This window comes from Streptomyces sp. NPDC007991, assembly GCF_042958445.1.
Taxonomy (GTDB): Bacteria; Actinomycetota; Actinomycetes; order Streptomycetales; family Streptomycetaceae; genus Streptomyces.
Window position 1 is genome coordinate 182,287 of record NZ_JBIBJD010000009.1, and the last position, 20,504, is coordinate 202,790.

At 69.4% G+C, this 20,504-nt stretch carries 17 protein-coding genes and 3 pseudogenes; 12 read left to right on the forward strand and 8 right to left on the reverse strand.

The genetic code is table 11. The annotated features are described in order from the left end of the window. Positions 1-7: 7 nt before the first annotated feature. The gene (locus ACFZDA_RS26170) at positions 8-952 is read right to left on the reverse strand and encodes a helix-turn-helix transcriptional regulator (RefSeq protein ID WP_391086031.1); all 945 of its coding nucleotides are present in this window, start codon (positions 950-952) and stop codon (positions 8-10) included. 367 nt (positions 953-1,319) lie between these two features. Here ACFZDA_RS26170 and ACFZDA_RS26175 point away from each other — a divergent pair, with 367 nt between their 5' ends. Next, complete coding sequence (locus ACFZDA_RS26175) at positions 1,320-1,655, forward strand: hypothetical protein (protein WP_020269590.1); 336 nt, start codon at positions 1,320-1,322, stop codon at positions 1,653-1,655. A gap of 167 nt (positions 1,656-1,822) precedes the next feature. Here the strand turns inward: ACFZDA_RS26175 and ACFZDA_RS26180 are convergent, their stop codons facing one another. After that, the gene (locus ACFZDA_RS26180; protein ID WP_391086033.1) at positions 1,823-2,239 is read right to left on the reverse strand and encodes a TIGR03618 family F420-dependent PPOX class oxidoreductase; all 417 of its coding nucleotides are present in this window, start codon (positions 2,237-2,239) and stop codon (positions 1,823-1,825) included. Between the two features lie 103 nt (positions 2,240-2,342). Between ACFZDA_RS26180 and clpB the strand changes: the two genes are divergently transcribed. Next, positions 2,343-4,940: an ATP-dependent chaperone ClpB gene (clpB, locus tag ACFZDA_RS26185; RefSeq protein WP_391086035.1), complete on the forward strand. Its 2,598-nt coding sequence runs from the start codon at positions 2,343-2,345 to the stop codon at positions 4,938-4,940. 19 nt (positions 4,941-4,959) lie between these two features. On the opposite strand, the gene ACFZDA_RS26190 is transcribed toward clpB, so the two are convergent. Continuing rightward, complete coding sequence (locus ACFZDA_RS26190) at positions 4,960-5,433, reverse strand: hypothetical protein (RefSeq protein WP_391086037.1); 474 nt, start codon at positions 5,431-5,433, stop codon at positions 4,960-4,962. A 162-nt stretch (positions 5,434-5,595) separates the two neighbouring features. Here ACFZDA_RS26190 and ACFZDA_RS26195 point away from each other — a divergent pair, with 162 nt between their 5' ends. Continuing rightward, entirely contained in the window at positions 5,596-6,123 is a 528-nt protein-coding gene (locus tag ACFZDA_RS26195; RefSeq protein WP_306965155.1) for a YbjN domain-containing protein, read from the forward strand. A gap of 288 nt (positions 6,124-6,411) precedes the next feature. On the opposite strand, the pseudogene ACFZDA_RS26200 reads toward ACFZDA_RS26195, so the two are convergent. Continuing rightward, positions 6,412-6,837: pseudogene (locus tag ACFZDA_RS26200) on the reverse strand (ATP-binding protein); the annotation flags it as partial. A gap of 46 nt (positions 6,838-6,883) precedes the next feature. Between ACFZDA_RS26200 and ACFZDA_RS26205 the strand changes: the two are divergent. The 4 genes from ACFZDA_RS26205 (at position 6,884) to ACFZDA_RS26220 (ending at position 9,465) form a co-directional block, all read left to right on the forward strand. Continuing rightward, positions 6,884-7,111: a DUF397 domain-containing protein gene (locus ACFZDA_RS26205; protein ID WP_391086039.1), complete on the forward strand. Its 228-nt coding sequence runs from the start codon at positions 6,884-6,886 to the stop codon at positions 7,109-7,111. Between the two features lie 248 nt (positions 7,112-7,359). Then, positions 7,360-8,211, forward strand: coding sequence for a hypothetical protein (locus ACFZDA_RS26210; RefSeq protein WP_391086041.1), 852 nt, complete (start codon positions 7,360-7,362; stop codon positions 8,209-8,211). Positions 8,212-8,546: 335 nt separating this feature from the next. Then, complete coding sequence (locus ACFZDA_RS26215; RefSeq protein WP_391086043.1) at positions 8,547-9,164, forward strand: hypothetical protein; 618 nt, start codon at positions 8,547-8,549, stop codon at positions 9,162-9,164. Beyond that, positions 9,148-9,465 (forward strand): hypothetical protein, encoded by a 318-nt coding sequence (locus tag ACFZDA_RS26220; RefSeq protein WP_391086045.1) that lies wholly within the window; start codon positions 9,148-9,150, stop codon positions 9,463-9,465. The genes ACFZDA_RS26215 and ACFZDA_RS26220 overlap by 17 nt, the downstream gene beginning before the upstream one ends. Positions 9,466-9,489: 24 nt before the next feature. On the opposite strand, the gene ACFZDA_RS26225 is transcribed toward ACFZDA_RS26220, so the two are convergent. Next, a complete protein-coding gene (locus ACFZDA_RS26225; protein WP_391086047.1) occupies positions 9,490-10,686 on the reverse strand; it encodes a pyridoxal phosphate-dependent aminotransferase in 1,197 nt (398 codons plus the stop codon). 345 nt (positions 10,687-11,031) lie between these two features. Here ACFZDA_RS26225 and ACFZDA_RS26230 point away from each other — a divergent pair, with 345 nt between their 5' ends. Then, positions 11,032-12,189 (forward strand): PIN-like domain-containing protein, encoded by a 1,158-nt coding sequence (locus ACFZDA_RS26230; RefSeq protein WP_391086050.1) that lies wholly within the window; start codon positions 11,032-11,034, stop codon positions 12,187-12,189. Positions 12,190-12,297: 108 nt separating this feature from the next. Here the strand turns inward: ACFZDA_RS26230 and ACFZDA_RS26235 are convergent. The 3 genes and pseudogenes from ACFZDA_RS26235 to ACFZDA_RS26245 form a co-directional block, all read right to left on the reverse strand. Then, positions 12,298-12,626: pseudogene (locus tag ACFZDA_RS26235) on the reverse strand (hypothetical protein). A gap of 1,146 nt (positions 12,627-13,772) precedes the next feature. Beyond that, positions 13,773-14,204, reverse strand: a complete 432-nt coding sequence (locus tag ACFZDA_RS26240) for a DUF5959 family protein (RefSeq protein ID WP_391086051.1) — start codon at positions 14,202-14,204, stop codon at positions 13,773-13,775. A gap of 106 nt (positions 14,205-14,310) precedes the next feature. After that, positions 14,311-14,707, reverse strand: a pseudogene (locus ACFZDA_RS26245) (transposase); the annotation flags it as partial. 1,034 nt (positions 14,708-15,741) lie between these two features. On the opposite strand from ACFZDA_RS26245, the gene ACFZDA_RS26250 reads away from it, so the two are divergent. The 4 genes from ACFZDA_RS26250 to ACFZDA_RS26265 all read left to right on the forward strand — a co-directional run bounded on the left by ACFZDA_RS26250 (position 15,742) and on the right by ACFZDA_RS26265 (position 20,498). After that, a complete protein-coding gene (locus ACFZDA_RS26250; RefSeq protein WP_391086053.1) occupies positions 15,742-16,269 on the forward strand; it encodes a DUF2617 family protein in 528 nt (175 codons plus the stop codon). A 106-nt stretch (positions 16,270-16,375) separates the two neighbouring features. Continuing rightward, positions 16,376-18,031, forward strand: coding sequence for a polyamine aminopropyltransferase (locus tag ACFZDA_RS26255; RefSeq protein ID WP_391086055.1), 1,656 nt, complete (start codon positions 16,376-16,378; stop codon positions 18,029-18,031). Between the two features lie 126 nt (positions 18,032-18,157). Continuing rightward, positions 18,158-19,657 (forward strand): SRPBCC domain-containing protein, encoded by a 1,500-nt coding sequence (locus ACFZDA_RS26260; protein WP_391086057.1) that lies wholly within the window; start codon positions 18,158-18,160, stop codon positions 19,655-19,657. 52 nt (positions 19,658-19,709) lie between these two features. Next, a complete protein-coding gene (locus ACFZDA_RS26265; RefSeq protein WP_391086059.1) occupies positions 19,710-20,498 on the forward strand; it encodes an aldose 1-epimerase in 789 nt (262 codons plus the stop codon). The last annotated feature ends 6 nt before the right edge of the window (positions 20,499-20,504 follow it).

Genomic DNA, 20,504 nt, shown 5'->3' on the forward strand with positions numbered 1-20,504 from the left:
CTCCTCTTCAATGGTCCTGCTGCAGGATCCCCGACTGCGCTATCAGGTACCCGAGTTGGGCCCGGCTGCCACTGCCCAGGGCGGACGCCAGCTTGGCGATGTGAGCACGGCAGGTGCGTACGTTCATGCCGAGGCGGCGGGCGATGGCCTCGTCGACGTGGCCCTCGACCAGAAGCTTGGCTATGGAGTGCTGGACGTCCGTGATGCCGCCGCTGGCCACCTCGTACGGGGTTCCGGTGCTCAGCGGGACCGCGCGGTCCCACAGGTATTCGAAAAGCTTGATCAGATAGCGGACGAGGCCGGGGTGGCGCAGTTCCAGGGCGACCTGCTGGTCGTCCCGGGCGGGGATGAAGGCGACGGTTTCGTCGCAGATGATCAAACGCTCCACCAACTCGTCTATGGTGCGGTACTCGGCCTTGCCGTCGGAGAGCCGGGCCGCGTAGGCCAGTTGCTCCGGGTTGTAGCGGGCAGTGTGCTGGTACACCGTGCGGATCCGCACACCACGTTCGATGAGTGGCTTGTCGCGTTCCAGACCTCTCAGGAGGCTGCGTTCGGACATGCGGTCGCTCGGCTGGAGGGTGAGGACCTCGGTCCGGCACTGGGCGGTGGCCATGTTGAGTGCGGCATTGATACGTTCCCCGCCTTCCAGCACCGTGATGGAGTCACTTACCGTTGCGATCTGGGTGCCGAGGGCCATGAACGGCTGAAAGGTCTCCGCGAGGTCGACGGCCAGGCGCCTGCGCTCGGCGATCTCGTGTTCCAGGGGGTTGAGTTGCCGGGAGAGGGCGACGACCGGGGCCACGGGGCGCAGCCAGTCCGGATCGTCCGGATCGGGGTGGAGGAGGGCGAACTCCATCAGGCAGGGGGCCGGTTCCACGTCCGCACGTGCGATGCGTCCGGTGCGCAGAGCGGTGGCGTAGAGGCGTCCGCCCTCCTCGCACCACTCGGTCATCGGATGGGGATGTGTCCCTTTTGCTTGATTCGTTGCCAAATCTCCACCCCCCAGGGTCCTGAACATGCAGGAACATGATGCATCGATTGTGTGGCCATGACGTGCCCGAATGAGCCATCGTCGTACTCGACGGGGGAAAAGGGGACCTTCAAGTGAGGACGAAGCCGACTATGCGGAACAGAATGCTTCGCTCGGTGCTTGTCGCCGCCTTCTCCGTCGTCGTGACCCTCGGCGCGCTGAGTGGCTTCTCCGATGAGAAGGGCGATGTTCGGGCGAACACCAGTTGGCCGGCGGTGGCTCAGACCAGCTACGGCGTGAACAACACCAGCTGGCCGAGTTCCGCCACAGCGGGATCCGGGAGCTGACCGTGACCACTCCACCCGACGACCGCTCCTTCCGCCGTGAAATGGCCACCGCCTACCGCTCCGGCTGGCACTTCATCGACCTGGTCACCGCCATCCCCCACAGCGGTGACTCGTTGATGGTGACCGTGTTCGGCGAGCCGGTGGTCGTCACGCGGGACGAGGACGAGGACGTACGGGCTTACCGGTGTCTGCGGCGGCCTCGGGGGGCGCCGCAGCCCGTGCGGTGTGCCGTACGGTACGGAATGATCTTTGTGAACCTGGACCAGAGGGACCATGAGCAGGTGGAAGCCGACTCTCCCGTCCCGAGGACCATCTCTGCCACCCCCCGCAGTGCCTGACGCGATTCCCCCGTCGTAAAAGATCGCTCAGGTGCTTCCCCCCGCAGCGGCGTCACCGTGACCTGAACACGGTGACGCCGCTGCAGTTTCTGGAGACATTTCCGGGTATCGCCCCAGTCATGCCATGGCTGGATCCAATCGATCACCGGTGTGGATTTTCACTCCGCTCACCCTCGCCCCATCGCTCGCGTCAGCTGTATCTCGATCACCACGCGAGCGGGGTTCGGCGAGGGGGTCCGTCCGTAGCGCTCCGCGTAACGGCGCTCCGCCTCGGCCACCCGCTCCGGTTCCGTGCGGACGAAGGCCCGGCCCTCCAGTGTCGCCCAGCGCCGGCCCTCCATCTGGCAGACGGCGACCGCCGCTCCCCGCTCCCCGGCGGCCAGGACGTGCCGCACCTTGGCGCTCGCCTTGTTCGTGATCACCCGGGCGAGCCGGGTCTCGGGCTCGTAGGTGACCCCGACGGGTACCACGTGCGGAGTGCCGTCCGGGCGGGGAGTCGTCAGGGTGCACACGTGCCGCTCCCGCCAGAAGGCGAGATACGGCGGGTCCGGGGCACCCGGATCGACGGAGTACTTGGTCGCCATGCCCCGGAACTTAACCCCTGTCTCCGCCCCGCATCGGCCTTGAGTGGACTAGACTCAACTTTGTGCAAGTCGTTCGGGTCAGTGCAAGGAGGAGAACGCGAACGTGGACGCCGAGCTGACCAACCGGAGCCGGGACGCCATCAACGCGGCCAGCAACCGGGCCGTGACCGAGGGCCACCCCGACCTCACCCCAGCCCACCTGCTTCTCGCGCTGCTCCAGGGGCAGGACAACGAGAACATCACCGATCTGCTCGCCGCGGTCGACGCCGACCAGGCGGCCGTACGCGCCGGAGCCGAGCGCGTGCTCGCCGGGCTGCCCAGCGTCACCGGGTCGACCGTGGCGCCGCCCCAGCCCAACCGCGAGATGCTCGCCGTCGTCGCCGACGCCCAGGCCCGCGCCAAGGACCTCGGGGACGAGTACCTCTCCACCGAGCACCTCCTCATCGGCATCGCCGCGAAGGGCGGCGCGGCCGGCGAGGTGCTGTCCCAGCAGGGCGCCGACGCCAAGAAGCTCCAGGCCGCCTTCCAGAAGACGCGGGGCCAGCGCCGGGTGACCACGGCCGATCCCGAGGGGCAGTACAAGGCCCTGGAGAAGTTCGGGACCGACTTCACGGCCGCCGCGCGGGAAGGCAAGCTCGACCCCGTCATCGGGCGGGACCAGGAGATCCGGCGCGTGGTGCAGGTGCTGTCCCGGCGCACCAAGAACAACCCCGTGCTCATCGGTGAGCCCGGCGTCGGCAAGACCGCCGTCGTCGAAGGACTCGCCCAGCGGATCGTCAAGGGGGACGTGCCGGAGTCGCTGAAGGACAAGCGGCTCGTCGCCCTGGACCTGGGGGCCATGGTCGCCGGGGCCAAGTACCGGGGCGAGTTCGAGGAGCGGCTGAAGACCGTCCTCGCCGAGATCAGGGACTCCGACGGGCAGATCATCACCTTCATCGACGAGCTGCACACCGTCGTCGGGGCCGGTGCCGGCGGCGACTCCGCCATGGACGCGGGCAACATGCTCAAGCCCATGCTCGCCCGCGGTGAGCTGCGCATGGTGGGCGCCACCACGCTGGACGAGTACCGGGAGCGGATCGAGAAGGACGCCGCCCTGGAGCGGCGCTTCCAGCAGGTGCTGGTCGCCGAGCCGAGCGTGGAGGACTCCATCGCGATCCTGCGCGGCCTCAAGGGCCGCTACGAGGCTCACCACAAGGTGCAGATCGCCGACAGCGCGCTGGTCGCCGCCGCCGCCCTCTCCGACCGGTACATCACCTCCCGCTTCCTGCCCGACAAGGCCATCGACCTCGTCGACGAGGCGGCCTCGCGGCTGCGCATGGAGATCGACTCCTCGCCCGTCGAGATCGACGAACTCCAGCGCGCCGTCGACCGGCTGAAGATGGAGGAACTCGCGATCGGCAAGGAGACCGACGCGGCCTCCCTCGAGCGCCTGGAGAAGCTGCGCCGCGACCTCGCCGACAAGGAGGAGGAGCTGCGCGGCCTGACCGCACGCTGGGAGAAGGAGAAGCAGTCCCTCAACCGCGTCGGCGAGCTGAAGGAACGCCTCGACGAACTGCGCGGCCAGGCCGAGCGCGCCCAGCGCGACGGCGACTTCGACACCGCCTCCAAGCTGCTCTACGGCGAGATCCCCGCCCTGGAGAAGGAACTGGAGGCCGCCTCCGAGGCCGAGGAGGAGGTCGCACGGGACACCATGGTCAAGGAGGAGGTCGGCGCCGACGACATCGCGGACGTCGTCGCCTCCTGGACCGGCATCCCCGCCGGGCGCCTGCTGGAGGGCGAGACGCAGAAGCTGCTCCGTATGGAGGACGAGCTCGGCAAGCGGCTCATCGGCCAGACCGAGGCCGTGCGGGCGGTGTCCGACGCCGTGCGGCGCTCGCGGGCCGGGATCTCCGACCCCGACCGCCCCACCGGCTCCTTCCTCTTCCTCGGCCCGACCGGCGTCGGCAAGACCGAGCTGGCCAAGGCCCTCGCCGACTTCCTCTTCGACGACGAGCGGGCGATGGTCCGCATCGACATGTCGGAGTACGGCGAGAAGCACAGCGTGGCCCGGCTGGTCGGCGCCCCGCCCGGCTACGTCGGCTACGAGGAGGGCGGCCAGCTCACGGAGGCGGTACGCCGCCGTCCGTACTCCGTCGTCCTGCTGGACGAGGTCGAGAAGGCCCACCCCGAGGTCTTCGACATCCTGCTCCAGGTGCTCGACGACGGACGTCTCACGGACGGCCAGGGCCGCACGGTCGACTTCCGCAACACCATCCTGGTGCTGACGTCGAACCTGGGCAGCCAGTTCCTGGTCGATCCGCTCACCAGCGAGACGGAGAAGAAGGAGCAGGTCCTGGAGGTGGTGCGGACCTCCTTCAAGCCGGAGTTCCTCAACCGCCTGGACGACCTGGTCGTCTTCTCCGCCCTGACCAAGCCCGAGCTGGAGCGCATCGCGAAGCTCCAGATCGATCGCCTGGCCAAGCGGCTCGCCGAGCGGCGCCTCACCCTGGACATCACGCCCGAGGCGCTGGCCTGGCTCGCGGAGGAGGGCATGGACCCGGCCTACGGCGCGCGACCGCTGCGCCGCCTCGTCCAGACCGCCATCGGCGACCGGCTCGCCAAGGAGATCCTCTCCGGCGAGATCAAGGACGGCGACACGGTCCGGGTGGACCGCGTCGGCGACGAACTGCTGGTGGGCCCGGCGACGGGCAAGACGCTGTAAGGACCCCCAAGGCCGTCGATCACATCGTGAACGCCGAGAAGCGCACCCGCGCCGTCTCGGCGTTCACGTACTCCACCCGCACCTGCACCACATGCGCGCCCGCCGCGGCGGGCAGGCCGTCCTCGTGGCTCACGTCGAGGCACAGCGCCCCGCAGGAGGCGTCCGAGCGGGCCTCGGGCGCCTTCGGATACGTCTTCCGCAGCCAGCCGCGCACGTCCTCGCGCGGCATCCGCAGCTCCGCCGCGTACGCGGTGTCGATGCCCTGCTGCATCGTGCAGTTCCCGACGTGGGCCCGCGCCGGGGCCGAGGCACCGCCGAAGGCCAGCGCCTCGGCGCAGGGCACCTTCTTCATGGCCCCGGCGCGCGGGTGCTCCTCGTCCGACAGGGCCCAGACGAAGAGGCCGGCGACCAGGAACCCGAGGACGAGCACCGGCACGGCCAGGACGGGAACGATCAGCCGCCACCGCGTGTACCCCCTGCCCGGTTCCGCCACCGTGACCCCCTCCGTCCGTCATCCAGGAGGACGGCGTGCGGCACCTGGAGGTTCCGGTTGACCGGATCGTGTCAGCCATGGGCTTAGCGGGGTAGTCGGGGCTTGCCACCCCCCTCCCCGCATGGGGGAGGATGGCGGGATCCGTACGAAGGGAAAATCACGGTGACCATCGACCCGTCCTCGATTCCGAACTTCGGGGGCCAGCCCGAGCCGCAGCCGCAAGGACCGGCGGGCCCCGTCGTCCCGGATCAGGACCTCGTGAAGCAGCTCCTCGACCAGATGGAGCTCAAGTACGTCGTCGACGACGAGGGAGACCTCGCGGCGCCGTGGGAGCAGTTCCGCACCTACTTCATGTTCCGGGGTGAGGGAGACCAGCAGGTCTTCTCCGTGCGGACGTTCTACGACCGGCCCCACGAGATCGAGGCGAAGCCGCAGATCCTGGAGTCCATCGACGACTGGAACCGCCGCACCCTGTGGCCCAAGGTCTACAGCCACACCCACGACGACGGCACGGTCCGCCTGATCGGCGAGGCCCAGATGCTGATCGGCATGGGCGTGAGCCTGGAGCACTTCGTTTCCTCGACGGTCAGCTGGGTGCGGGCCGCGATCGAGTTCGACAAGTGGCTCATCGAGCAGCTCGGTCTCGAGGAGGAGATCAACGAGGCGGACAAGCCCGAGGACGAGGAGTAGGGCCGACAGGCCTTCCGCCCCAGCGGCGCGTCGGCGCGTACGAGCAGGTACGTGCTGTACGCGCCGTATGCCTTTTCGGGGGCCTGTGAGCCGTCCATGAGCGTCGACGCGATCGTGCACACCGAGTTCCCCAAGGGGTACACGCTCCTGTTCGGGGCCGACGGAAAGGTGATCATGACGCCGCGGAGCGCCACAGCTTCGAGGACGTCCTGCTGATCTCCGAGGTCGTCTGGACCTCCTCCGCCCGCACGGGCAAGCTCCCCATCCCCCTGGCCGACGGCCGCACCTTCACCCTCGACCTCGACGAGCTCCCGCGCCCGGAGCCCGAGGCGGACGCTCGCTGACGACCGGACACAGCTCCGCCCATACCGTCTTGCCCACCGGACTGCGAGGCACCGACCCCCAGCGCTCGGCCAGGGCGTCCACCAGGAGCAGGCCCCGGCCGGACTCACCATCGGGAGACGTCGAGGGCGCGGCCGTAGGCAGCCGCCTCGCGGAGGCGGCGTCCGCGACCTCGATGCGCAGCAGCCCCGCCGCCCGGTCGAGGGCGAGCCGGAGACCGGACTCCCGGCCGGGAACCCGGCCGTGCTGTACGGCGTTCGCCGCGAGCTCCCCGACGACGAGGGCGACCGCGCAGCACACGTCCGACGCCGGCGGGAAGCCCCGTTCCTCCATCCACCGCACGGCGTGGTGCCGGGCGCGCGTCTCGGCACGCCCGAATCACTCGACATGATCCGATCCGTGATGGAGGACAACCACCGTGGAGCGAAGGTCCCGTCCCGATCTGAACGGCGCCGTCTGGCGCAAGAGCAGCTACAGCAATCAGGAGGGCGGCGACTGCGTGGAGGTGGCCGACGGGTTCTGGGCCACCATCCCCGTCCGTGACAGCAAGGTCCCGGCCGGTCCGGCGCTGTGCTTCGAAGCCGCATCCTGGGCCGCCTTCATAGGCGAGTTGGGCGAGTTGAAGGCCGGGCACCACCGTCCCTGAAAGCAGCCGGGCCCTTGTCCGCGAGGGTCCGGTCTGCCGCTGACCTCCTCAAAGAACCGGGGAAAGAACCACCCACCCACCCACCCTCCCCGCGCCGGCGGGCGTGCGTCACCCGTGCGAGTGACCGGCTTGCAGGCGCGGGACACGGACCGTTACGTTCGCCGCGACAACCCCAAACAGATACGGCCCCCGGCCGGGACGGCAATCCCGATCGAGGGCCTGACCGATCAGGAAGAGTGCACTTCCCGATGGCTGACTCGCAGTCTAACGCGCGCCTGCGCGCCGACGCCGGAGCTCCGACCTCCGGCGTGATCCACGTACGCACCCGGCTGACGGCCGACTTCACGGTGATCTCCAACGCGCTCGCCCAGCGACGCGGCAGCGCGGTCACGGTCGGTGTCGCGGCGTACATCGCCTCTCTGCCCGACGGTTCGCCGGTGACCATCACCGCCCTGTGCGAGCACTTCAGCGAGGGCGAGATCCTCGTCTCGCGAGCGCTCAGGGAGCTCGAAGCAGCCGGATACCTGGAGCGCCGTCGCGAACGGACACCCACCGGGCAGGTGCGCACCAGGACGTACTTCTACGACGTGCCCCGCGGCGAAGGCCCTGACGACCCGCCGGAGCCGCCCCGCCCCCGGCCCGCCGTCCGGGAGGCGGCGCCCGCTGACCGTCCTGAGGAGAGCGAGAGCCCGGCACCCACACTCGCCGACGCCGACCCGGAGGCGGTCGCCGTACTGGCCGCCCTGCGCCGGGTCGACCCTCGTCTCGTCCTGTCCGCCCAGGAGGCCGCCCGACTGGCGCCGGCCGTCGCGCAGTGGCTGGCGGCCGGTGTCGGACCACAGGAGATCACGGAGTTGCTGACCGTACGGCTCCCCGACCGTTTCCGGGCCCGACCGGCAAGCGTCCTCGCCTTCCGGCTCCGGGAGACACCGCTGCCCGCGCCTCCTCCCCTCCCCCTGCCCCCGAGCGTCGAGCGCCCGGCGGTACTGCCCTTCCAGACCTGCGACGGCTGCGAGCGTGCCTTCCGCGCCCCGGCACCCGGACACTGCCGCGGCTGCCGGGACCGCTTGGACGAGGAACGCCTGCGCGCGGCCTGCTGAGCCGGCCGTCAGGGGTGAGAGTGTTCGCGATCACGGAGTGCTCTACCTGCCCGAGCACTCCTGGACCTCATGGCACCGGCACATCACCCTCGCCGTCTTCGACCCACCAGCCGTGTCAGCGGCGAAGCTGCTGCACTCGTCCAACTGACGACGACAACACCAGGAAACAGCCCGCGGCAGAACGCTGGCGTCGGCAGCGGCGGGAGCTGAGTGCTCGCAACAGGGGAGACCCTCGTCCGGGCGATGGGTGATGCCGGCCTGGCGGCCGCGTGTGAAACTCGGAGTTGGTCGCAAGAGTTGTCACGGCGTTATCGAGTGGCGAGAGGAGAAGCCGGATGGGTGGGGATTCGGCCCCTGAAGCCCATCCCGTCGCGCAGGGGTCGGTAGTCCTCGCCAGCTTCGAGAACCGTCACGCCGCCGAGCGGATGCTGGCCTCACTCGGGCGGGAGTTCCGGAAGAAGGCCCGCAAGGGTCACGTGGCCGCCGTCGTGATCAGCGGCAACAAGGACGGTTCGCTGAAGGTCACCCAGTCCCGGGTACTGACGGGTGCGAGTATCGCGGACGCCCTCCTCCGCATCTCTCTGTCGTGGATGGTCGGGTTCTTGGGCATGGTGTCGATGGTGAGAGGCGTCAAAAGCGGCGGTCATGCCGGCCACGTGCGCGAGGGCCACGTCGGTTCGGATGAACAAGCCGCCCACAGGATCCTCGCTCAGGCCGGCCCGACCGCAGCCATCATCCTGGTTGGTTGCCAGGATGCGGAAACACGAAAGACAGTCGCCGCGCGAGCGGCCGACCGGGCCATCGCAAGCTGGGACGGCACCCGCTCGCAGTTCCTGGCCGACCTCGAGCCGGGCAGCGAGCACGACTGGGTGCGCGCCGCTCTCGGCGAGCCCCTCAAGCGCGGAAAACTGAGTCCGTGGCTGAGGAGAGACGACGATGGCGACCTTGGGTGATCCCACCCCCCCCCGGCAGCGCCGCTCCCTCTTCCTGCGCACGGGGCTGCGCGCGCTGGTGACCGCCACGCTGCTGGTCCTGTGCCTGGCTGTCTTTGTCGCTGTACTGGCCTGGCGGATTCGGGGGATCACCCGTTCGCACTACCCTGGCCTGCGGGCGATCGAGACACTCGCCGTGGCGGTGCCGTTGTACATCCTCGCGTTCGCCACCACGTACTTGTCGGAGGACAGCGACGTGCACAGGACAAGGCAGACGACTCTGCGCACGCCGGATGACCGCGGTACTGCGGCGTTCCCGTAGGCTGGGCCGCTTAGACCCCTGACGCTAGAGCTGTTTCCGCAGGTCAGATAGCCTGTCGATTGCTTCGCGCAACGTAACGGTCCGCTTGCAGAACGCGAACCGCACGAACGGCGCGCCCTCCTCGCGGTGGTCGTAGAAGACCGCGTTGGGGATGGCGACCACACCGGCGCGTTCCGGCAGGCCGCGGCAGAAGGCGAAGCCGTCCGTCTCGCCGAAGGGGCGGATGTCGGTGGTGACGAAGTAGGTGCCGGAGGGGCGGAAGACCCGGAATCCGGCCTCCTCCAGGCCCGCCGCCAGCAGGTTCCGCTTGGCCAGCATGTCGTCCCGGAAGGCCGTGAAGTACGACTCGGGCAGCGCCAGGGCCTCGGCGACCGCGTACTGGAACGGGCCCGCCGAGACATATGTCAGGTACTGCTTCGCCGAGCGCACCGCCGTGACCAGTTCCGGGGCGGCCGTCACCCAGCCGACCTTCCAGCCGGTGAACGAGAACGTCTTGCCGGCCGACCCGATGGTGACCGTACGCTCGCGCATCCCCGGGAACGTCGCCAGCGGCACGTGCTCGGCCTCGTCGAAGACCAGGTGCTCGTACACCTCGTCCGTCACGACGAGCAGGTCCCGCTCCACCGCGAGCTCGGCGATGGCGGCCAGCTCCGCGCGGGTGAGGACCGTGCCGGTCGGATTGTGGGGGGTGTTGATCAGCAGCAGACGGGTGCGGTCGGTGACGGCGTCGCGCAGTTCGTCCAGGTCCAGGCGGAAGCGGCCGTCGTCAGGGCGGAGCGTCACCGGCACCCGGCGCCCGCCCGCCATCGCGATGCACGCCGCGTAGGAGTCGTAGTACGGCTCGAAGGCGATCACCTCGTCGCCGGGCTCCACCAGGGCCAGCAGTGAGGCGGCGATGGCCTCGGTGGCCCCGGCGGTGACCAGGACCTCCGTGTCGGGGTCGCAGGACAGGCCGTAGCGCCGCTGCTGGTGGGCGGCGATCGCCGTGCGCAGCTCGGGCACGCCGGGGCCCGGCGGGTACTGGTTGCCGAGGCCGTCCCGCAGCGCCCGTACGGCGGCCTCCCTGACCTCCTCGGGGCCGTCGGTGTCGGGGAAGCCCTGCCCGAGGTTGATGGCGCCGGTGCTCAGGGCCAGGGCGGACATCTCGGCGAAGATCGTCGTCCCGAACTCGGCGAGCCGGCGGTTGAGGAGGGGGCGCGCACTGGAGGTCATGCGGGTCATCCTCCGCCGAAGCTCTGGAGTTCCTCAACTCACCTTCGTGTATGAGTACCTGCGCCGGCACTCAAGAAGCCGCCTCTGAGCAGGGGAGGGCTATCGTCGACCGCCGTCATCTGTCGTCGTCGGCCGCCCTCGGACGGCCCACTCAACCGTCGTCCCAGGCCGAGAGAAGTCACGGCATTCAGGCCCCCAAGGCACCCAGATCGTCTAGCCTGATTTGAATGGGTGTGATCCATTGCGCGGACCACCGAAGGAGGGATCCCCATCAGCTCTTTCCTGGAGCCCTTTTCCAGTCACTGGAGAATGACGAAAGATGAAATATCGCGGGCACTGCAAGAGTCTCTCGTCGTGATCGACTCCAGCGTTCTGCTGGATCTATACCGGGTCACGCCGACCGCCAGAAATGAAATGATTGATAGCCTCATCTCGATAGAGGGAAACCTTTGGGTGCCGCATCAGGTTGCGCTTGAGTTTCACCGAAATCGCGTTGAAGCTGCGCGTGACCAGCTTTCCTTCTATGACGAGACGTGCAAATCCTTGGAAACGGCGCAGAATCAGGCGCTTCAAAGGATTAATGAGTTTGCCAATCGATCGGCCCTCGATCATAGCGAGAAAAGGCGGCTAAAAGAGCCGCTCGAAAAAGCCTTTAGTGTAGCTATCGAGCGAGTTAAATCTCATCAGGGGGTGTTTGATCTAACGATTAGCAGGGTGTTGAATGATGACCCTGTGCTGAAAACGCTGGCGAAGCTCTTTGATGGAAAGGTTGGACAGCCTCTCCCTGAAGCGGAATATGTCAAAGCTCAGGCCGAAGCTGCTCGCAGGAGGGATGGTCGGATACCGCCAGGATACAAGGATAGAGCCAAGAGAACCAACCCCGATGGGGACTACCTGTGGTGGGAGCAAACTCTTATCAGGGCGGCGGAAGGCGACAAGCCCGTTCTTGTTATCTCTAATGATGAGAAGGAAGACTGGATAAATAAAAGGATCGACTTCTCGCTGGGGCCGCGTGAAGAATTGGTCGAAGAGATGCGTCAGCGTGCCGGCGTATCTTTGCGCATCATCAACTTCGCCACCTTCTTGGAGGCGGTGAGGGTCGACTCCCCTGTGTCGGTGAGTCGCGAAACAGTGTCCCAGGCGAATATTGCCAGGCGGCAAGGTGAGAAGCGGGCTAAGCGCATCTACGTGAGCCCTGCCATCGTTGAACAATACGAAGCCCACATTCTCCGGGTCCTTGAGATGAGAGAAGCTGAGCTTAAGGCAAACCTTGCGGAGCAAGGCAAGAATGCTGGCGATCCAGACTTGAAGGAAGTGTTGGATGTTAAAGCTGCTGGAATTCAGTATGCGATCAATATGTACCGGACTCAACTACGTGAACTAGGAGAGGTCATCGAAACTGCTCCCCGTTTGAAAGGTGACCTTGCATTGCATATTGAGGACGACTCTTTGCGTCGCGCACTTATTGAACGTGTGTACGAGGAACGGAAGCGGCTTGGCGACAGCTCGTAAGGTCAGCAAAACCGGCCTCCTTCCGCCGCGCTCCCGCGCCGTGCGCGGGTCCTGATGGCGCAGAGAGTGCAGAGCGAAGCTCAGGGCGGGCTGCTGCTTGCCCTGCCATCACGTGCCGGAGTGGGGGGCGTCAGCCGGCATAAGTCGGCTACTGAAGCCTTCGACACACAGCCGCTCAAAGGCGGCCACGACGGTGGCTGGCACGTCCTGCTCGATGGCCAGACCCAATCTCGGGAAGACGAGCACTCGTTGCAGGGCGCCCACGATCATGTCGCCGATGTGGACGCGCACACGACTTCGACCTCGGGCCATTTCTTCCGCATCATGGCGTACGAGCGTCGCTCTTCGTACGGCTTGCTCACAGGCTCGTGGCTCCCGTGAAGACAATGACTGCCCAGGCCCACGGCCACCGAACACGACCGTGGGTCATAGTGCATCAAGTGGTAGTCCCACAGGAGTTGAGTGTGTTCGCACTCCCCAAGGGCGGCAAGCCGTGCGAATCACGTTGCCGTGGGACGTGCCGGAGGGACCGAAGATGTCCGCCAGGCTGATCTTCACGGCCGAGCAAAGGAGCGGAAGCCCGCGCTCGCGGAGGCAGGGCTCATCCCGGAAGCCGGAGATGACGGCAAATACGCGAACGCGCCCGCGTCGCCATCGATTCCGTGTTCCAGCGCACCCGCACAGGTCAGCAAACGTAGTCCATGCGGCTGTCCCGGTGGCACACCATCTGGCGCACCCTGGCGAACCGTGGCGAATGGTCGCCCGCTGCCCTCGCCCCAGGTAGGTTGCGAGAACGGCACCCGTCTCCGCAAGACTCCCTGGCTCGACTTGGGCAGGAGCCAACTGCAGCACTTACGCGCTCAGTTGGAGGCACGACAGACAGGAGCCGGCACGATGGGGCGACCCAAGGAGAGGAAGCGCCGCCGACGCCCGAAGAGGGACTGGGTCGAATTGGCGGTGGTGACCCTCGGAGCGGTCACTGCCATCGCGGGGTGCGCTGAACGGTTCCTTCACTGACCTGGTGAAGGCCGCGCGCTCCGGCCGATATGGACGGGCGTACGTGAGCCCGGCCGGGATCTAGTCGGCCGGGCTCACAATGCCCCGCGCGCGAGGTCTGGCTTCGGGTGGCTCCGGAGCCAGGCACTCGTGAATCACGCGGGAGTCTTGGATGACCGATGGCGCAGGTGGTGTCTACTCCAGAGCCCATGGCTGCCGCTTCGATGGTGCCCCCGATACTACAGCCGCTCTACCTGCAGATACTTCCCCAAATGTGCGTTTTCGCAGGTCAGAGGGGTGGCGCAAAAGCCTAGCGGTGAGTGGCGCAGTCCAAGCGAATCCTTCGCGTGCTCCTCGTTCTTGCAGGTCAGAGCGTTGCGGAGGTGGCGCGAAAGTACGGCGATGGGGTAGCGGAGGGTGGCGAATTGCGGACAGGAGGGCAGGGCATTGTGCGTCGGGTCGTCGCTTGGTCTATCGCGTGTCCAGTTAAAGCGCGGGCCCGGCTTCGGTCGCCAACGAAGTTCACGGCCCACGGACGGCCCAGTGAGCACCGTGAGCACTAGGCGATCTCGTTCGTGGGCCATGATTCAGTCTTCGGTCATGGGCCAGGTCTCCCAGACCAACTCCAGGCGTCGGTACGCGTCGTCGAACCAGGCGTCGGCCAGTGGGACGGTGACCGTCACCGTCGTCAGGGACATGGAATAGTCCTTGATCGTGACCTGGCACCGGTCGTCGTCTTCGTCGAGTTCGATGAACAGCCACGGAGCGCGTTTTCCCTCGCGCCAGGCGATGTCCTGGCCCGTGTCGAGCGAGTCCAGAGCCTGCTGCCACAGCCGCAGGTCCTCAGGGAAGATCCAGGTCTTGAGGGTGCCACGGACGAAGGGCGTATCGACCACGAACTCTCCGACCAGGGCATCGGCCTCGCTGGGACGCTTCCGCTCCTCCTTCCCCGTGATCCGGAGAATGACGCTATTGCCATCCCCCTCCAGGCGGATCAGGTCGATCGGATCCTCAGCCATGACTGCTCCTCCCATCGCTCATGTTGCCGAACACTAATCGCCGGTACGGACACAAGATGGATGACGTACGTCAGGCCGCGTGGGCTTCAGGGCGTTCAACGAGGTGTCCTCTCAGCACCAGAACGCAGGCTCTGGCCTCCTTCAAGCGGACGTTGAGGTGGATGCCGTCGGCCCACACGTAGACGTAGCAGGTAGAGCAGCGGCAGAACCTCGCTGATCTTCGGGGACTTGCGGCACCATGGCGGCAGGATCGCGGAGGAGAACCGCTTGCGCTCGCCCGTGGCCTCGTCGATGCGTTTGTCGTTCACTCGCGGCGCCTTCACCTCGACCGCGCCGGCCGCGGTGGTGACGTTCCGGGGCTGGTGATAGCCGTTGCGGACCACCAGGCGGCGCCCCGTGTCGTCGCGCTCATCGGCCAACTCGGCTATGTAGGCGTTGCCTTCGGCATCCAGCGCGGCGGCCAGCATCCGTCGTGCGCCTTCCCGTCCACAGGTACTGAGCATTGCTCGAGCACCGTACGGCCCCCGAACTGCCCGTCCGCGCAGGCCAGGGACCTTCCCTCCTCGCGAACCCTCTGAAGTTCCTCAACTCTGCTTTGGGTCGTGCGGGCAGCGGGCATCCCCAGGTCACGCAAGAGCGAGGCGCCCACGGGGGGCCGCTTCGGGGGAAACGGAAGGAGGGTGACGCCATGGTCGTCGGCATCATCCTGGCGGTGGTCGGAGTCGTTCTGGTCGGGGCGCTGGTATCCAAGGCGCGCGGGGGCGGTTCCGGGCACAGTACGGGGCGCGGGGCGGCGTCCTCCGGCAGTGGCAGTGGCAGTGGCAGTGGCAGTGGCAGTGGCAGCTGGTGGGCCGGGGGCGGGGACTCCGGCTCGTCCGGCGGACACCACGGGGGCCACTCCTGCGGCGGCGGCTCGTCCTGCGGCGGCGGGTCGTCCTGCGGCGGGGGCGGAGGAGGTGGCTGCGGCGGCGGAGGCAGCTGACGCACGTCGGCCGCGCTCCCGACGGGGGAGCCGCACCCACCGAACGCGGGGTCCGCACCTGGGGCGGGCCCCGCGTTCGTATGCGGGCCGCTGTCCGGGGTTCCCGTCCGACGTACGAGTCGAACTTCTGTCGTGGGACTCGCCGTGCGTTCCGGCACCTTCGCATGCCTGTAGGACAACCGAGGTGTGACTGCGGCAACTGCGCGCGTCAAGTGGGCACTTCGGGCGCCCGGCCGCAGCCCGGGCGCCCGGCCGGTCCGGCTCCAGGCGCGAACCAGGGCGCACCGGCGCACGCCTCCCCGGCCCCGGCGCACGCCGTAGTTGAACAGTTGAGCTGTGGAGCCCTCTGAGGGATGGAAACCCTACGAACTTGGGTAAAAACGCTGTGGCGGCGCCACAGTTCATGATTCCCTCTCAATCACCAACGCAGCCTCTCGGACGTCCTACGGACACCTCCTGAAACCGGCCGACCGGTTTACCCCGGGCCGAATTTTCCGTGCGACCGGAGCGCAGCGGACCCATCTCCCTCTCCTTGTGTGCTTGCGGAGCCGATCCATGCTCACGACCCTGAACACCTCCTACACCGACACGCGCGCGGCCGATCTCGCCTGGGCCCTGGGGCGCGAGCCGCTTCCCGCACTGGCCACGCTCGACCTCGAACTGGCGGGAATCAGACTTCAGTTGCGACTCCTCGGCGCGTCCCACCAGGTCCTGCTGGAGGAGGAGCGGGGCACCTGCTCGGAGACGGTGGCGTGCATCCCCGGCAGCAGCACCCCGCTTCCGCTCGGCGTCGCCAAGCGGGTGGGCGACTGGGAGTACGAGTTCGCGGCCCGGGTCGAGGTCCTCTCGCCCGGCTCCTTCGCGGGCCGCGCCCAGGAGTTGCTGGCCCTCGTCTCCGACCATCCGCACGGCCTGGCCGGAGTCTTCCCCGGCAGCCCGCACGCCTTCACGGCACTGCTCGCCCAGCACCACGAAGGCCAGGTGCACTGGCGGACCTGGCACGCGTACCCGCAGGACGGGCAGTTGGTGGCGACCCGCACGAGGGTGGGCGTACGGATGCCGGCGGCGGCCACCGTCAACTGACCCCCGGCACGGCCCGCATCCGGTGAACCCGTTATCGGGCCTCCGTAAACCAGCACCACACGTGTGGGTGACGAACCGCAGTGGAGCCGTGACGTAACGTCGCAGCGTGATCGAGCCGCACGTGCCCGCCCCGCCCGGTTCCCCGCCGCCCTGGAGCGCCCCGGGCGGCTCCGGCGGCCCGGCGCGGCTGCCCGTCCGGCCCGGCACCGGACGGTTCCTGGTCCTCGCGGGCGTGTTCGTCTGCGCGGCCTGCGGACTGGTGTACGAACTGGAACTCGTCGCCCTCGCCTCGTACTTGATGGGCGACTCCGTCACCCAGGCGTCCGTCGTGCTGTCCGTCATGGTCTTCGCGATGGGCATCGGCTCCCTCGCCGCGAAGCGGCTGCGCGGGCTCGCCGCCGCCGGTTTCGGCGCGGTTGAGGCGACCCTCGCCCTCGTCGGCGGGTGCAGCGCGATGGCCCTCTACGCGGTCTTCGCCTGGACCGGCGCCTGGGGCGGGATGTGGGCCAGCGGGCCGCGCTGCCTCCTGGTCGCCTTCTCCCTCGCGACCGGGCTGCTCATCGGCGCCGAGGTCCCGCTGCTGATGGAGCTGATCCAGCGCATCCGCCGCCAGGACGCGGGCGGCGCCGTGGCCGACCTGTCCGCCGCGGACTACGTCGGTGCGCTCGTCGGCGGACTCGCCTTCCCCTTCCTGCTGCTGCCGTTCCTCGGCCAGCTGACCGGCGCGCTGCTCACCGGCGCCGTCAACGCGGTCGTCGGGGGCGCGCTGGTGCTCGGCCTGTTCCGCCGGGACCTGACACGGCGCGCCCGCTGGCTGCTGCTGGCCGCCAACGTGCTCGTGCTGGCGGTCCTCGCCTCGGCCGCCGTCCTCGTCGACGACTTCGAACGGGCCGCGCGGCAGGCGGTGTACGGCGGGGACGTACGCGTGGCGCTGCAGACCGGCGTGCAGGAGGTGGTCCTCGCCGGCGGTACGGACGGCCGGCCCCTCGACCTGTTCCTCGACGGCCGGCTGCGGGTCAGCGGGCGCGACGAACGGCGCTACCACGAGGCCCTCGTCCACCCGGCCATGGCCGGGCCGCACGCCCGTGTGCTGATCCTCGGCGGCGGTGACGGACTGGCGGCCCGCGAGGTGCTGCGGCATACCGGGGTGGAACGGGTCGACGTCGTCGAACTCGACGGCGAGGTGCTGCGGCTGGCCCGCACCGACCCGGCCCTGTCGGCGCTGAACCGGCACGCGTTCGGCGACCCGCGCGTGCGCGTGACCACGCAGGACGCCTTCGGCTGGCTGCGCGGAGCGCCCCCGGCGTCGTACGACGTGGTCCTGTCGGATCTGCCGGACCCGGGCATCACGGCGAGTACGAAGCTGTACTCGCAGGAGTTCTACGGCCTCGCGCGGCGGGTGCTCGCCCCCGGCGGACGGATCGTGGTGCACGCCGGGCCCGTCGCAGCCGGCCCGCGGGTGTTCTGGACGGTCGACGCGACCCTGCGCGCGGCCGGTTTCCGCACCGCCCCGTACGGCACGGACGGCCGCCACGCCGGTTTCGCCGCCGCGCGCGACCGCACCCCCGCAGATCGCTCCCGCGCGCCCCGGGACTGGGGTTTCGTCCTGGCCGCCCGCACGCAGCCGCGACCGCGCCTCGACCCGCACGGCCCGCGCCCGATCGTCCTCGACGACGCGTCCCTCGCGGCGGGGGAGCGGGCGGCGCGGGCGACCCGGATCGGGGGGCTGCCCGCGTCGACGCTGGTGCATCCGCGCTACTGAACGGGCCCGGACGGACTGGTGAGGGCGGGGGAAGGGCAGGCGAGAATACGCCTGGCGGGGGCGGATCGGGGGTGAATCCCGAAGGCGGGGGTGCGTTTCGGCGTGTGCTGGGTAAAGTCCGTCCACATGGAGCACGAGGTGTTCGTTCCGGTTCCGGCCGAGCGGCTCAGGGAGGTGCTGGACGACCCCGCGCGGGTCGCCCGGGCGGTTCCGGGGCTCCAGCAGGACGCCGGCGCCGAGCCCGTCGCGGGGCGGCTGAAGATCCGGGTCGGCAGTCACTCGGTCACGTACCGGGGGGCCGTACGGGTGTCCCGGGGGGACGACGGGGTGTACGCCGTCGAAGGCGACGCCACGGAGGCCCGTGGCACCGGCTCGGTGAAACTCGCGCTGCGGATCGCCCTTAGGGACGCCGAGGGCGGCACGACGATCCTCTTCGACGGTACGGCCGCCGCGGACGGACGGATCAGGGACCTCCCGTCCGACGCGGTCGAGAGCGCCGTCAGCCGCCTGCTGAACCGTTTCGCGGAACACCTGGCCGCGGCAGCCCCGGCCACGACCACGCCGCTCGCCACCCAGGACTTCGAACCCCGCGCCACGACCGACTACGAAACGACCCCGGACGCGGACGACGCGCCCCCACCGCCTCCGGCGGAGGCCGAAGGGGGTGCCGGGACGTCGGGGCCTGCGGCCGGAACCGCGGCCGGGACCTCGGCCGGCGGTGCAGCCGACGAGGGCCGGACCGCCGGGGCCGGCGAGGAGGCTTCGGCGACCGCCGGGGCTGCCGAGGAGGCTTCGGCGACCGCCGGGGAGGCTTCCGCCCCCGGGCCCGACAACAAGACTCCGCCCTCCGGCCCCGCCGCCGACGATGCTCGCGCCTCCGAGGGCGGCGACGACGCTCCCGCCTCTGAGGGCGGCGACGAGCCCCCGGCCCCGGGCCTCGCCGGCCAGCCTCCTGCTCCCGCCTCCGGCGACGATGCTCCCGCCTCCCGGGGCGGTGCTCGCGCCGTCGGCGATGATGCTCGCGCCTCCGGGGGCGGCGACGAGCCCCCGGCCCCGGGCCCCGCCGATCAGCCCCCTGCTCCCGCCTCCGGCGACGATGCTCCCGCCTCCGGCCACGACGCTCCCGCCGTCGGCGATGATGCTCGCGCCTCCGAGGGCGGCGGCGAGCCCCCGGCCCCGGGCCCCGCCGATCAGCCCCCTGCTCCCGCCTCCGGCGACGACGCTCCCGCCGACGAACCCCCCGCCCCGGCCCCCGAGCCCCCGGCCCCGGGCCCCGCCGATCAGCCCCCCGCCGTAGGCGACGACGCCCCCGCCGACGAACCCCCCGCCCCGGCCCCCGAGCCCCCCGCCGCCTTCGGCGCCGATATTCCGTCGTCTTCTCATGGGGCCTCCCGCGACGATGACGAGGACGACGAGGACATCGCCGAGGCGGCGCACGCGCGGCGGACCATGATCGGGCGGAGTGCCGAGGAGGTCGATCACGCACCGCCGCGCGGGCGGTACGCGCCGGTGCCCGCGCCGCAGACCGTGATGCCCTCCGCTCCGCTGCGCTGGGCGGCCCCCGCGGCGGCGGTCGCGCTGGCGTCGGCCATCGTGGCGGTCCGGGCCCTGCGCCGGCGCCGCTGAAAACGCCCCGCACCGCACGAGGCCCTCTTGATCACCGCAGTAGGGTCGTCCCGTGAGTGACGAAGAGATCACGCTGACCGCGGGCGACGCGGAGGTGACCGTGCAGCCGGGCAACGGCGGCCGGGTCGGAGGGCTGCGGATCGGCGGCGTGGAGCTGCTCCGGCAGGGGCAGCGGTTCGGCTGCTTCCCGATGGTGCCCTGGTGCGGACGGATCCGGGACGGGCGCTTCCTTGACGGCGCCGCCGTACGGCAGATGCCTCTCAACGCCCCGCCGCACGCCATCCACGGCACCGCCCGCGACGGCGCCTGGCGCACCGCCCGCACGAGCACGGCCGAGGCCGTCCTCACCTACGAGCTCGTCGACCCCTGGCCCCACCCGGGCCGTATCACCCAGGTCGTCGCCCTCACCGAGGACGCGCTGACGCTGACCATGTCCGTGGAGACGTACGAGTCGTCGTTCCCGGCGCAGATCGGCTGGCACCCCTGGTTCAACCGCAATCTCGGCGGCCAGGACGTGACCGTCGACTTCGACCCGGCGTGGCAGGAGGAACGCGGCGACGACCACCTGCCCACCGGCAACCGCGTCGAGCCGAAGCCCGGCCCCTGGGACGACTGCTTCGGGATGCCCGGCGGCGTCGACGTGACCCTGACCTGGCCCGGGCAGCTGGAGCTGAAGGTGACCAGCCGCGAGGAGTGGGTCGTCGTCTACGACGAGCAGGAGGCCGCCGTGTGCGTGGAGCCGCAGACCGGCCCGCCCAACGGGCTCAACACCGCGCCGCACCTGGTCACGCCCCTGGAGCCGCTGGAGGCCCGCACGACCTGGAGCTGGCGCCGCCTCTAAGCTGGG

Coding starts and splice junctions, on each gene's coding strand:
- ACFZDA_RS26210 (WP_391086041.1), top strand. CDS start 7,360: ATGGCTGACTCGCAGTCTAACGCGCGCCTGCGCGCCGACGCCGGAGCT.
- ACFZDA_RS26170 (WP_391086031.1), bottom strand. CDS start 952: ATGACCGAGTGGTGCGAGGAGGGCGGACGCCTCTACGCCACCGCTCTG.
- ACFZDA_RS26215 (WP_391086043.1), top strand. CDS start 8,547: ATGGGTGGGGATTCGGCCCCTGAAGCCCATCCCGTCGCGCAGGGGTCG.
- ACFZDA_RS26240 (WP_391086051.1), bottom strand. CDS start 14,204: ATGGCTGAGGATCCGATCGACCTGATCCGCCTGGAGGGGGATGGCAAT.
- ACFZDA_RS26250 (WP_391086053.1), top strand. CDS start 15,742: ATGCTCACGACCCTGAACACCTCCTACACCGACACGCGCGCGGCCGAT.
- ACFZDA_RS26225 (WP_391086047.1), bottom strand. CDS start 10,686: ATGACCCGCATGACCTCCAGTGCGCGCCCCCTCCTCAACCGCCGGCTC.
- ACFZDA_RS26220 (WP_391086045.1), top strand. CDS start 9,148: ATGGCGACCTTGGGTGATCCCACCCCCCCCCGGCAGCGCCGCTCCCTC.
- ACFZDA_RS26180 (WP_391086033.1), bottom strand. CDS start 2,239: ATGGCGACCAAGTACTCCGTCGATCCGGGTGCCCCGGACCCGCCGTAT.
- ACFZDA_RS26260 (WP_391086057.1), top strand. CDS start 18,158: ATGGAGCACGAGGTGTTCGTTCCGGTTCCGGCCGAGCGGCTCAGGGAG.